The 12,493-nt window shown below is 68.8% G+C and carries 10 protein-coding genes; 7 read left to right on the forward strand and 3 right to left on the reverse strand.

The window, feature by feature from the left end:
• Positions 1-623: 623 nt before the first annotated feature.
• Positions 624-1,604 carry a heme o synthase gene (locus DMC61_RS06450; RefSeq protein ID WP_016333153.1) on the reverse strand — a complete coding sequence of 327 codons (981 nt, stop codon included), beginning with the start codon at positions 1,602-1,604 and terminating at the stop codon, positions 624-626.
• A 298-nt stretch (positions 1,605-1,902) separates the two neighbouring features.
• Between DMC61_RS06450 and tkt the strand changes: the two genes are divergently transcribed.
• The 7 genes from tkt (at position 1,903) to DMC61_RS06485 (ending at position 11,747) form a co-directional block, all read left to right on the forward strand.
• Entirely contained in the window at positions 1,903-4,005 is a 2,103-nt protein-coding gene (gene tkt / locus DMC61_RS06455) for a transketolase (RefSeq protein WP_125687598.1), read from the forward strand.
• Positions 4,006-4,015: 10 nt separating this feature from the next.
• On the forward strand, positions 4,016-5,128 hold the full coding sequence (gene tal, locus DMC61_RS06460) for a transaldolase (protein WP_063270996.1): 1,113 nt from the start codon (positions 4,016-4,018) through the stop codon (positions 5,126-5,128).
• 8 nt (positions 5,129-5,136) lie between these two features.
• Positions 5,137-6,756 (forward strand): glucose-6-phosphate isomerase, encoded by a 1,620-nt coding sequence (locus tag DMC61_RS06465; protein WP_125687600.1) that lies wholly within the window; start codon positions 5,137-5,139, stop codon positions 6,754-6,756.
• On the forward strand, positions 6,753-8,282 hold the full coding sequence (gene zwf, locus DMC61_RS06470; protein WP_063270998.1) for a glucose-6-phosphate dehydrogenase: 1,530 nt from the start codon (positions 6,753-6,755) through the stop codon (positions 8,280-8,282). The genes DMC61_RS06465 and zwf overlap by 4 nt, the downstream gene beginning before the upstream one ends.
• Entirely contained in the window at positions 8,279-9,280 is a 1,002-nt protein-coding gene (opcA, locus tag DMC61_RS06475) for a glucose-6-phosphate dehydrogenase assembly protein OpcA (RefSeq protein WP_016333148.1), read from the forward strand. Before zwf ends, opcA begins: the two co-directional genes overlap by 4 nt.
• Positions 9,277-10,032, forward strand: a complete 756-nt coding sequence (pgl, locus tag DMC61_RS06480) for a 6-phosphogluconolactonase (protein WP_125687602.1) — start codon at positions 9,277-9,279, stop codon at positions 10,030-10,032. The genes opcA and pgl overlap by 4 nt, the downstream gene beginning before the upstream one ends.
• A gap of 512 nt (positions 10,033-10,544) precedes the next feature.
• Complete coding sequence (locus DMC61_RS06485; RefSeq protein ID WP_016333146.1) at positions 10,545-11,747, forward strand: sensor histidine kinase; 1,203 nt, start codon at positions 10,545-10,547, stop codon at positions 11,745-11,747.
• Positions 11,748-11,754: 7 nt separating this feature from the next.
• On the opposite strand, the gene DMC61_RS06490 is transcribed toward DMC61_RS06485, so the two are convergent.
• Both DMC61_RS06490 and secG read right to left on the reverse strand, forming a co-directional pair.
• A complete protein-coding gene (locus DMC61_RS06490; protein WP_034311760.1) occupies positions 11,755-12,096 on the reverse strand; it encodes an RNA polymerase-binding protein RbpA in 342 nt (113 codons plus the stop codon).
• A 65-nt stretch (positions 12,097-12,161) separates the two neighbouring features.
• The gene (secG, locus tag DMC61_RS06495; RefSeq protein ID WP_016333144.1) at positions 12,162-12,392 is read right to left on the reverse strand and encodes a preprotein translocase subunit SecG; all 231 of its coding nucleotides are present in this window, start codon (positions 12,390-12,392) and stop codon (positions 12,162-12,164) included.
• Between the last annotated feature and the right edge of the window lie 101 nt (positions 12,393-12,493).

Below are 12,493 nucleotides of genomic sequence, written 5' to 3' on the forward strand. Positions count from 1 at the left end.
TTCTGGTCGCGTTGGTCGTGAGTGGTGAGGACGTTGGGGCGCCGCACTCACGTGATCGAAGGCGGAACACCCCGAGTGCCGCCTCCAATCACGCGAGTTATGCCTGTGCTCACCCCGCGCCTGGGGTGTCCAGTCCGTGAAGGCCTCCTTGAGGGACCCAGAGTCCCTCAAGGAGGCCTTCACGGACTTCGGACCAGTAGGTACAGAGGACACGGTTGGCTCTGACCCGAATCGCCACTCACGAGACGCGCCCCACTACGCCACTGTCACACTCGCTCGCCCAAGTACATGAAGGCCCCCTTCCTGTACCTAGGCGCAAGGAAGGGGACCTTCATGTACTTGCGGAAGGTTTGAAGGCCGAATTTCCTTGGCTGAGCCGAGGGAAGGGCCCCTTCAGCGCATCCGCTGTGACTGCTGGGGCTGGTGGTGTCGCAGAGCCGCGGGTGGCGACCGTGCAGTCCGTGAAGGCCCCCTTCCCTACCTTCAGGGTAGGCAAGGAGGCCTTCACGGACCTGCGGCCAACGGCCACCTGGACCGAACGCGCACCGCACCCAGCCCGACACGCGTGAAGGCCCCCTTCCCTCGGCTCAGCCGAGGCAAGGGGGCCTTCACGCGCTACAAGATCAGAAAGGCAGCCCGATGGCGGGAAGCCCGATCGCCGAGTCCACCGCCAGCGCGACGAACACGATCATCAGGTACGTGTTCGACCGGTGGAACAGCGACATCGGCTTGGTCTCCTCGCCGCGCCGCACCGCCGCGTTCAGGCTGTGCGCGTAGAAGAGGAACCAGCCACCGGCCAGGATCGCGAACGTCGTGTAGATCCAGCTCGTCACCGGGACCAGCAGCAGCGTCCACGCGACCATCACCCACGAGTAGATGACGATCTGCCGCGCCACGTGCTGCGGGGTGGCGACCACCGGCAGCATCGGCACGCCGGCGCGCTCGTAGTCCTCGCGGTACTTCATGCCCAGCGCCCAGGTGTGCGGCGGGGTCCAGAAGAAGATGACGCCGAACATCACGAACGCGGGCCACTCGACGGTGCCGGTGACGGCGGCCCAGCCGATGACGACCGGCATGCAGCCCGCCGCGCCGCCCCAGACCACGTTCTGTGACGTACGCCGCTTCAACACCAGCGTGTAGACGAAGATGTAGAAGAGGATCGTCACGATCGCGAGGATCGCCGACAGCAGGTTCACCGTGAAATAGAGCACGACGAACGACAGGACGCCGAGCACGAGACCGAAGATCAGCGCGCCTCGCCGGGGAACGGATTCCTTCACCAGCGGCCGGCGCTTCGTGCGGTTCATCACCTTGTCGATGTCCGCGTCGATGACGCAGTTCAAGGCGTTGGCGCTGCCGGCGGCCATGGTGCCGCCCACGAGCGTCGCGAGGACCAGCCACGGGGACGGGATTTCCCGGCCCGCCAGGAACATCGCGGGAATCGTGGTGACGAGGAGGAGCTCGATCACCCTGGGCTTCGCGAGGGCGGCGTACGCGCCGACGACCTGGCGGATTGTTCGCCGGCCACCGTGCGGTCGTTCACCGGTCGGATGTACGGCGCTGGTGCTGTCACTGCGTCCGTGCGCAGCGTTCACCAACGACATTTCACTCCCTGCGTCAGTTTTCGGGGCGGGGCCCACCAGGCTTCCGGGTGATGTGGCGGCCCCGGATCCCGTGTTCTGAACCCTTCCCCGATGGTAGACGTGCTGTTTCCAGAGGGTGATCGCGGGTCCTCGACCGGCCGAACCATTAGGCTGGCCGCGGTAGCTCGCGGCGTGCCCCTGCGAACGGCCCGGAGCAGGAATATCGTCCCTTCCGGATCGATTGAGATTAGTAGCGGTACACGTGGGCTATCCACGAGGGAAGAGAAGCCACAACCTGATGACGGGGAGTTCGAGTTCAGTGTCCGAAACCGCCTCTACCAGCGAGAAGAACCCACTCCTCCGGCGCAACGTGCCCGCCGACTGGACCGAGAACGACACGCGGGCCGTCGACACCGTGCGGGTGCTCGCCGCGGACGCGGTCGAGAACTGCGGCAGCGGTCACCCCGGCACCGCGATGAGCCTGGCGCCGCTCGCGTACACGCTCTTCCAGCGGACGCTGCGTCATGACCCGGCGGACCCCGAGTGGCCCGCCCGTGACCGCTTCGTCCTCTCCGCCGGTCACTCGAGCCTCACCCTCTACATCCAGCTGTACCTCGCCGGGTTCGGCCTGGAGCTGGAAGACCTGAAGCAGCTGCGCAAGTGGGACTCGAAGACCCCGGGTCACCCGGAGTACCGCCACACCAAGGGCGTCGAGACCACCACCGGCCCGCTTGGACAGGGCCTGGCCAACGCGGTCGGCATGGCGATGGCGGCCCGCCGCGAGCGCGGCCTGCTGGACCCGGACGCCCCGCAGGGCGAGAGCATCTTCGACCACTACATCTACGTCGTCGCCTCCGACGGTGACATCGAAGAGGGCGTCACCGCCGAGGCCTCGTCGATCGCCGGCCGCCAGGAGCTGGGCAACCTGATCGTCTTCTGGGACGACAACGAGATCTCGATCGAGGACGACACCAAGATCGCCCTCTCCGAAGACGTCGTGAAGCGCTACGAGGCCTACGGGTGGCACACCCAGGTCGTCGAGGGTGGCGAGGACGTCGTCGCGATCGAAGAGGCCATCAAGGCCGCGAAGGCCGAGACCGAGCGCCCGTCGTTCATCGCGCTGAAGACCGTCATCGGGTACCCGGCGCCGAAGAAGATGGGCACCGGCAAGGCCCACGGCGCCGCGCTCGGCGCCGAAGAGGTCGCCGCGGTCAAGGAGATCCTCGGCTTCGACCCGGAGCGGAGCTTCCAGGTCGACGACGAGGTCATCGCACACACCCGCCAGGCCGTCGACCGCGGCAAGACCGCCCGCGCCGAATGGCAGGAGAAGTTCGAGGCGTGGGGCGCCGCGAACCCGGAGCGCAAGAAGATCGCGGACCGGATGGCCACCCGCTCGCTGCCCGAGGGCTTCGCGGACAACCTGCCGACGTGGGAGCCGGACGCCAAGGGCATCGCGACCCGCAAGGCCTCCGGTGAGGTGCTCAACGCGCTCGCCGAGCCGCTTCCCGAGCTGTGGGGCGGTTCCGCGGACCTCGCGGAGAGCAACAACACCACCATGAAGGGGGCCGACTCGTTCGGCCCGGAGAAGGCTTCCACCGACATGTGGAAGACCAGCCCGTACGGCCGGACGCTGCACTTCGGCATCCGCGAGCACGCGATGGGCTCGATCCTCAACGGCATCGCGCTGCACGGCGGCACCCGCCCCTACGGCGCGACGTTCCTGATCTTCTCCGACTACATGCGCCCGCCCGTGCGGCTGGCCGCGCTGATGAAGGCGCCGGTCACCTACGTGTGGACGCACGACTCGATCGGCCTGGGCGAGGACGGCCCCACCCACCAGCCGATCGAGCAGCTCTCCTCGCTGCGCGCGATCCCCGGCCTCAACGTCGTCCGCCCGGCGGACGCCAACGAGACCGCGTACGCGTGGAAGGCCGTCCTGGAGGACGTCCACCACCCGTCGGGTCTCGCGCTCACCCGGCAGAACGTGCCGGTCCTGGAGGGCACCAGCGCCGAAGGCGTCAAGCGGGGCGGTTACGTCCTCGCCGAGGCGTCCAACGGCAGCCCCGAGGTCGTGCTGATCGCGACCGGCTCCGAGGTCCAGCTGGCCGTCGAGGCCCGCAAGACCCTCGAAGCCGACGGCATCCCGGCGAGCGTCGTCTCGATGCCGTGTGTCGAGTGGTTCGACGCGCAGGAGCAGTCCTACAAGGACTCGGTCATCCCGCCGTCGGTCAAGGCACGTGTCTCCGTGGAGGCCGGTGTCGCCCAGTCGTGGCACCGCTTCACCGGTGACGCCGGGGTGAACGTTTCGATCGAGCACTTCGGTGCGTCGGCCGACGCCGCCACACTGTTCCGTGAGTTCGGTTTCACCGCGGAGGCAGTCGTCGAGGCCGCCCGTCGCTCGATCGCCAACACCAAGAACTGAAGGGGAAAGCATGAGCAACGACAAGCTCGCTCAGCTGTCCGAGGCAGGCGTCTCGATCTGGCTCGACGACCTGTCCCGTGAGCGCCTGAACACCGGCAACCTCGCCGAACTGATCCGCGACAAGCACGTCGTCGGCGTGACCACGAACCCGACGATCTTCGCCAACGCGATGTCGAAGGGCGAGGCGTACGACGAGCAGACCCGCGAGCTCGCCGCCCGCGGCGCCGACGTCGAGGCCACCATCCGGGAGCTGACCACCACCGACGTGCGCAACGCCGCGGACCTGTTCCGCGACGTCTACACCGCCACGAACGGGGTCGACGGCCGGGTGTCCATCGAGGTGGACCCGCGGCTCGCCAAGGACTCCGACAAGACGGTGGCCGAGGCGCAGGACCTGTGGAAGACCGTGGACCGGCCGAACGTGCTGATCAAGATCCCGGCCACCGAAGAGGGTCTCCCCGCGATCACCAAGACCCTCGCCGAAGGCATCAGCGTCAACGTCACGCTGATCTTCTCGGTCGAGCGGTACCGGGCGGTCATCGAGGCGTACTTCGCCGGTCTGGAGCAGGCGAAGGCCAACGGCCACGACCTCAAGGGCATCCACTCGGTCGCGTCGTTCTTCGTGTCCCGTGTGGACACCGAGATCGACAAGCGCCTCGACGCCATCGGCACCGACTCCGCCACCGCGCTGCGCGGTGAGGCAGCGATCGCCAACGCGCGGCTCGCGTACGCGGCGTTCGAGGAGCTGTTCGCTTCGGACCGCTGGAAGGCGCTCGCCGAGGCGGGCGCGAACCCGCAGCGTCCGCTGTGGGCCTCCACCGGCGTGAAGGACCCGCAGTACTCCGACACCCGCTACGTGGACCAGCTCGTCGTCAAGGACACGGTCAACACGATGCCGGAGAAGACCCTCGACGCCGCGGGCGACCACGCCGAGATCACCGGTGACACGGTGACCGGCAAGGGCCCCGACGCGCAGGTCGTCTTCGACAAGCTGCGTGTGGTCGGCATCGACATCGACGACGTGTTCCTGACGCTGGAGAACGAGGGCGTCGAGAAGTTCGAGAAGTCGTGGACCGAGCTTCTCGAGACCGTCACCGGACAGCTGGAAAAGGCGAAGGACTGATCTGGACCATGGCAGGGGAAACGACCGGCGTCGAAATCGTCGACGCCGCCCTGGCCGGCGAAGCCGCTCCGTTCGCGGAGCGGCTCGTCGCCGACCAGGTCGCATCGAAACTGGCGTCCCAGGACGCCACACTGTGGGGTCCCGAAGCCGAGTCCGAAGCGTCGATCCGTCTCTCGTGGACGACGCTGCACAAGTCCTCGCGGCCGTTGATCGGCGAGATCGAGGCACTGCGGACCGACCTGCGTTCCGAGGGCGTCGACCGCGTCGTCCTCGCGGGCATGGGCGGTTCGTCGCTGGCCCCCGAGGTCATCACCGCGACCGACGGCGTCCCGCTGACGGTCCTCGACACCACCGACCCGGGTCAGGTCGCCGACGCGCTCGCCGGTGACCTGGAGCGCACGGTGATCGTCGTGTCGTCGAAATCCGGCGGCACCGTCGAGACCGACAGCCACCGCCGGATCTTCGCGAAGGCCTTCGCCGACGCGGGCATCGACGCGGCCCGGCGGATCGTGGTCGTCACCGACCCCGGCTCGCCGTTCGCCGAACTGTCCGAAAAGGAGGGTTACCGCAAGGTCTTCCTCGCCGACCCGAACGTCGGCGGCCGCTACTCGGCGCTGACCGCGTTCGGGCTCGTCCCGGCCGGGCTCGCCGGCGCGGACGTCGCCCGCCTGCTCGACCAGGCCGCTTCGGTGGCCGACGAGCTGGCCGCCGACTCCGTCGGCAACCCCGCGGTCAAGCTCGCGGCGGCGTGGGGCGCGGCGCACGAAAAGGGCGCCGAGAAGGTCGTCATCGCCGACACGGGATCGGGTATCAAGGGCTTCGCCGACTGGGCGGAGCAGCTGATCGCCGAGTCCACCGGCAAGCAGGGCACCGGTCTCCTGCCGGTCGCCGTCGAAGGCCCGGACTCCCCCGGTTTCGCCGACGCCAAGGGCGACGCCACCCCGGTGGCCGTCGGCGCGGCGGAAGGCGCGGCCAAGATCTCGGTGACCGGCTCGCTCGGCGCGCAATTCCTGCTGTGGGAGTTCGCCACCGCGCTCGTCGGACGGCTGCTCGGGATCAACCCGTTCGACCAGCCCGACGTCGAGGCCGCCAAGAAGGCCGCGCGGTCGCTGCTCGACAACCCGGACAAGCTCAAGGGCGGCGAAGAGCCGTCCACTGTGGACGGCGCGGTCGAGGTGTTCGGCTCGGAAGGCGTCGTCACGGACGGGAAGCTCGCGGACATCCTGCGGGCTTTCTTCGATTCCGCGCCGGAAACCGGCTACATCGCGGTGCAGGCGTACCTCGACCGGCTCGACGACGCGTCGACGGCGGTCCTGCGCGGCGAGATCGCCAAGCGGACCGGACGGCAGACCACCTTCGGGTGGGGGCCGCGGTTCCTGCACTCGACCGGGCAGTACCACAAGGGCGGGCACCAGAACGGTGTCTTCCTGCAGATCACCGGCGCCGTCGAGGACGATCTCGACGTTCCGGACCGGCCGTACACCCTCGGCGTCCTGCAGCACGCGCAGGCGCTGGGTGACGGCCAGGTGCTCGCCGAGCACGGCCGTCCGGTGCTGCGCCTGCACCTCACCGACCGGGCCGCCGGCCTGGCCGGACTGGTCCGCGCGGTACAGGAGGCCGGCGAGTGACACGAGCCTGGAACAACCCGCTGCGCGACCCGCGCGACAAGCGGCTGCCGCGGATCGCCGGGCCGTCCAGCCTGGTGATCTTCGGCGTCACCGGTGACCTCGCCCGCAAGAAGCTGATGCCGGCGATCTACGACCTCGCCCACCGCGGCCTGCTGCCCGCCGGGTTCTCGCTCGTCGGGTTCGCCCGCCGGGACTGGGAGCACCAGGACTTCGGCGAGCTCGTGCACGACTCGGTCAAGGAGCACGCGCGGACGCCGTTCAAGGAGTCGGTGTGGAACCGGCTCGCCGAAGGCATCCGGTTCGTACAGGGCACCTTCGACGACGACGACGCCTTCGACAGGCTCGCGCAGACGGTCAAGGACCTCGACGCCGAGCGCGGCACCGGGGGCAACACCGCGTTCTACCTGTCGATCCCGCCGAGCGCGTTCCCGGTGGTGACCAAGCAGCTCGCCCGCTCCGGCCTCGCCGAGGCGAGCGAGGACACCTGGCGCCGCGTCGTCATCGAGAAGCCGTTCGGCCGCGATCTCAAGAGCGCCAAGGAGCTCAACGAGATCGTGAACGACGTCTTCCCCGAGGAGTCGGTGTTCCGCATCGACCACTACCTCGGCAAGGAGACGGTGCAGAACCTGCTGGCGCTGCGCTTCGCGAACCAGCTGTTCGAGCCGATCTGGAACGCCAACTACGTCGACCACGTGCAGATCACCATGGCCGAGGACATCGGTCTCGGCGGCCGCGCGGGGTACTACGACGGCATCGGCGCCGCACGCGACGTCATCCAGAACCACCTGTTGCAGCTCCTCGCGCTGACCGCGATGGAGGAGCCGGTCTCGTTCGCTCCGCGCGCTCTCCGCGCGGAGAAGGTCAAGGTGCTCTCGGCGACCAAGCCGCTGGCACCGTTCGACGAGACCACCGCGCGCGGGCAGTACGCGGGCGGCTGGCAGGGCGGCATGAAGGTGCCGGGCCTGCTGCAGGAAGGCGGTTTCGCGAAGGACTCGACCACCGAGACCTACGCCGCGGTGACGCTGGAGGTGCAGAACCGCCGCTGGGCGGGCGTGCCGTTCTACCTGCGCACCGGCAAGCGGCTGGGCCGCCGGGTCACCGAGATCGCCGTGGTGTTCAAGCGGGCGCCGCATCTGCCGTTCGACTCCACCTCGACCGAGGAACTGGGCCAGAACGCGCTGGTGATCCGGGTGCAGCCCGACGAGGGCATCACGCTGCGGTTCGGGTCGAAGGTGCCGGGGACCACGATGGAGGTCCGCGACGTCACGATGGACTTCGGGTACGGGCACGCCTTCACCGAGTCGTCCCCGGAGGCCTACGAGCGGCTCATCCTGGACGTGCTGCTCGGCGAACCGTCGCTGTTCCCGGTGAACGAAGAGGTCGAGCTGTCCTGGGAGATCCTGGACCCGATCCTCGACCACTGGGCCAAGAAGGGTGCGCCCGAGGCGTATCCGCCCGGTTCGTGGGGACCGCCGTCCGCGGACGAAATGCTGGAACGTACCGGCCGGAACTGGAGGCGTCCGTGATCATCGACCTGCCGTCGACCACGACGTCGCAGCTGAACAAGAAACTCGTCGAGATCCGCGAACAGGGCGGGCAGGTCGCGCTCGGCCGGGTGCTGACGCTGGTCATAGTGGCCGACGACGACGACAAACTCGAAGAGGCGATCGAGGCCGCCAACGAGGCCAGCCGGGAGCACCCCTCGCGGGTGATCGTGGTGGCCAAGGGCGCGCGGACCGCGGCACCGCGGATCGACGGCCAGATCCGGGTCGGCGGCGACGCCGGCGCGAGCGAGGTCATCGTCCTGCGGCTCTACGGCCCGCTCGCCTCGCAGGGGCAGAGCGCGGTCGTGCCGTTGCTGCTGCCGGACGCGCCGATCGTCACCTGGTGGCCCGGCACCGGTCCGAAGGCTCCGGCCAAGGACCCGCTCGGTGAGCTGGCGCAGCGCCGGATCACCGACTCGGCGGCGGAAAAGGCGCCCATAAGGGCACTCACCACGCGGGCGAAGTCCTATGTGGAGGGTGACACCGACCTGGCGTGGACCCGGTTGACCCGGTGGCGCGCGCAGCTGGTGTCCGCTTTGGACCTCCCGCCGTACGAGAAGGTCACCGGCGCGACGGTGACCGGCGAGGCGGACTCGCCGTCGACCGAACTGCTCGCCGGCTGGCTGGCCGAGTACCTCAAGGTGCCGGTGAAGCGGGTCAAGAGCAGCGGTGCCGCGGGCATCATCTCGGTGACGCTGGACCGGCGTTCCGGTCCGGTGGAACTGCACCGGCCGGACGGGCGGGTCGGCATGCTGACCCAGCCGGGCCAGCCGACGCGCCGGATCGCCCTGCAGCGACGGGACAACAAGGACTGCCTGATCGAGGAGCTGCGGCGGCTCGACCCGGACGAGGTCTACGAGGCGTCGCTGAACGGGCTCGGCAAGATCTCGTCGGGTACCGCGAAGCCTGCTCCGGCGAAGAAGGCGGCTCCGGCGGCGAAAAAGGCTCCGGCCGCCAAGACCGCGAAGAGCGCCTCATGAGCAAGACCGAGGTCGTCGTCTACGAGAACCCGGACCTCCTGGCCGCCGCCGCGGCGGCCAGGTTGGTCACCCGGCTCGTGGACGTCCAGGCCGCCAAGGGCTCCGCTTCGGTGGTGCTCACCGGCGGCGGCACCGGGATCGCGATCCTGCGGGAGCTTCGTGACTCCAGTGCCCGCGACGCCATCGACTGGTCGCGGCTGGACGTCTACTGGGGAGACGAGCGCTTCGTCCCGCCGGATTCGGACGAGCGCAACGAGAAGCAGGCCCGTGAGGCGCTGCTCGACCACGTCCCGCTCGACCCGGATCGGGTGCACGCCATGGCACCTTCGGACGGCGAGTTCGGCGACGACGTCGACGCGGCGGCCGCCGCGTACGCGGAGATCCTGACCCCTGAGGTCCCGGCGTTCGACATCATGCTGCTGGGCCTCGGCGGGGAGGGGCACACCGCCTCGATCTTCCCGGACAGCCCGGCGGTGCACGAGAAGGAACGCTCGGTCGTCGCGGTGCGGGACTGCCCCAAGCCGCCGCCGACCCGGATCTCGCTGACCCTGCCCGCGATCCGTCGCGCGCAGGACATCTGGCTGGTCACCGGCGGCGACGCCAAGGCCGACGCCGTCGCGCAGGCGCTGGCCGGTGCGGGCGAGGTCGAGATCCCGGTCGCCGGGGCACGCGGCTCGCGCCGCACGCTCTGGCTGCTGGACCGAGGCTCCGCCTCGAAACTCACGAAGGTCTACCAGCCCCCTACGGGCTGACGCCTTTTCGCGCGTGAAGGCCCCCTTCCCTCGGCTGAGCCGAGGGAAGGGGGCCTTCACGCGCTTCCGGCGACGTGCCCGTAACTCGCGTGATCACGGGATGCGGCGGTGACACCCCCATGGCGGAAGTCCGTGAAGGCCTCCTTCCCTACGCTGAAGGTAGTGAAGGAGGCGTTCACGGCATCACGTCTTCTGTAACCGTCTGGGGGCGGAAAGTGACAAAGATCAACTCTTGCCGGCTTCGGCATCAGAAACGGTCCGTTCGCGCGTCCGAACGATCAACGGACCACCGAGCCCGGGTGGTCCGGTCCGCGCCTTGACCGACCGAACGTTCATGCACTTGTCCGCAGAACGGACAGTGACCGACCAGTCGCTAGCCCGACTGGGGGAAACTTACCGCCCTTGTACATCCACCCGTTAGCATCCGCACATTTGTTCGTTCCTGCGCGTCCCGATCGGGCGAAGAACACGTCTCACCATTCAAGTCCACAAGACGAGTGAGGTCGCCAGCGATGAGCACAGAGGGTCTCTCGATGCCAGGTATCTCGGTGGGCGGCTCCGGAGCGGAGGCCGCCGACCGGATGCGCCGTGCCGCCGGGGTCATGTCGTTCGCCAAGATCAAACGTCCGGCGCTGGTCGCGCTGGGCATCGACACGCTCGCGATCTTCCTGGCCGCGCTCGACGTCTGGCTGGTGATCCCCGAGAAGGCCCAGCCGTACTCGATCTACCTGTCCGGCGCCGCGTGCCTCGGCCTCGCCTTCCGGCGCAAGCTGCCGTTCCTCGCGGTGATCGTCACCGTCCCCGGCTTCCTGGCGGGCTGGTCGCAGCTGGCCGCGATGATCGCGCTCGGCTTCCTCGCCACCCGCAAACAGATGCACTGGCAGACCTGGACCGGGTTCGCGCTCGTCTTCACCTGCCGGTTCGTGCAGTGGCCGCTGGCCGACTTCGTCGAGCTCAGCTGGCGCGAACACGTCCTGGACGGCATCTACGGCGTCATCGTCGCCGGCATGCCGGTGGCCATCGGCCTGCTCATCGGAGCGCGGACCGAGATCTCGCAGAAGCTGTCCGAACTCGCCGCCAGCCGCGACCGCGAGCGCCGGTTCCACGCCGACGCCGTCCGCGCGGAGGAACGCGCCCGCCTCGCGCGGGAGATGCACGACGTCGTCTCGCACCAGATCACGCTGATCGCGATGCAGGCAGGCGCGCTGCAGGCACAGACCACCGACGCCCGGTCGCTCGAAACCGCGCAGGTCATCCGGAAGCTGAGCACCAAGACCCTCGAAGAACTGCGCTCACTCGTGAGCGTGCTCCGCTCGGGCTCCGAAGACGACGGGCCGCGGCCGGGGATCAACGAACTCGACCGGCTGATCCGCGGCTCGGACGTCCCGGTGCACCTCACCGTGGAGCGGATCCCCGACCTGCTGCCCAGCCAGGTTTCGGCGGCGGCCTACCGGACCGTGCAGGAATGCCTGACCAACGTGCACAAGCACGCACCCGGCGCCACCGCGACCATCCGGATCCAGGGCGAGCACGGTTCGCTCAAGGTCGAAATACGCAACGAGCGCGCTCGGACCCCCGGTGCGGCCCTGCCCTCGGGAGGACACGGGCTGACCGGGCTGGCCGAACGCGCTCGACTGCTGGGTGGGAGCTTCGAGACCGCCGACACCGAGGACGGCGGGTTCCGGGTGCGTGCCCGGTACCCGCTCGACCGGTGAGCGGAGGCTAGATCTCCCGGCGCTGGCGCAACCGCTCCAGCGCCTCGGCGAGGATGGCCTCGCCGTCGGCGTCGGAACGCCGTTCCTTCACGTACGCGAGGTGAGTCTTGTAAGGCTCGGTCCGCGGCGCGGCAGGAGGGTTCTTCTCGTCCTGCCCACCGGGGAGCCCGCAACGCGGGCAGTCCCACTCGTCGGGAATCTCGGCGTCCATCGAGAACGAGGGCTGTGCCTCGTGCCCGTTGGCACACCAGTAGGAAATCCGGCGCCGCGGCGCCGACTCACCCCGCTCCGATTCGCCCGAAGGCCCGGCACCCACACGGGTGCCCCGAATCGCGTTACCGCCAACCATGAATCCTCACACCTATAGGGATCGGCGGCGCGCCCCCCATAGGCACGCCGAAACACCTGGATCGATCAGACCTTGAGCAGGAGCCCGAGGCCGATGATGCTGATCAGCCACACCGCGCCCAGCAGCAGCGTGATCCGGTCGAGGTTCTTCTCGGCCACGCTCGAGCCCGAGAGGCTCGACTGCATACCGCCACCGAACAGCGAAGACAGACCGCCACCACGGCCGCGGTGCAGCAACACGGCGACCACCAGCAGCACGCTGGAGGCGATCAACAGGATTTGCAGGAACAGCTTCATGTCATCCTCTGCGCTCTTGGAGAATGCAGGAAAACGGTGTGCCACCAGCGGCTCTTGACCGCCAGAACACACCGTACTCCTGGACTCGTCCACTGCTGTGT

It is taken from the genome of Amycolatopsis sp. WAC 04169 (assembly GCF_003947535.1).
Taxonomy (GTDB): Bacteria; Actinomycetota; Actinomycetes; order Mycobacteriales; family Pseudonocardiaceae; genus Amycolatopsis; species Amycolatopsis keratiniphila.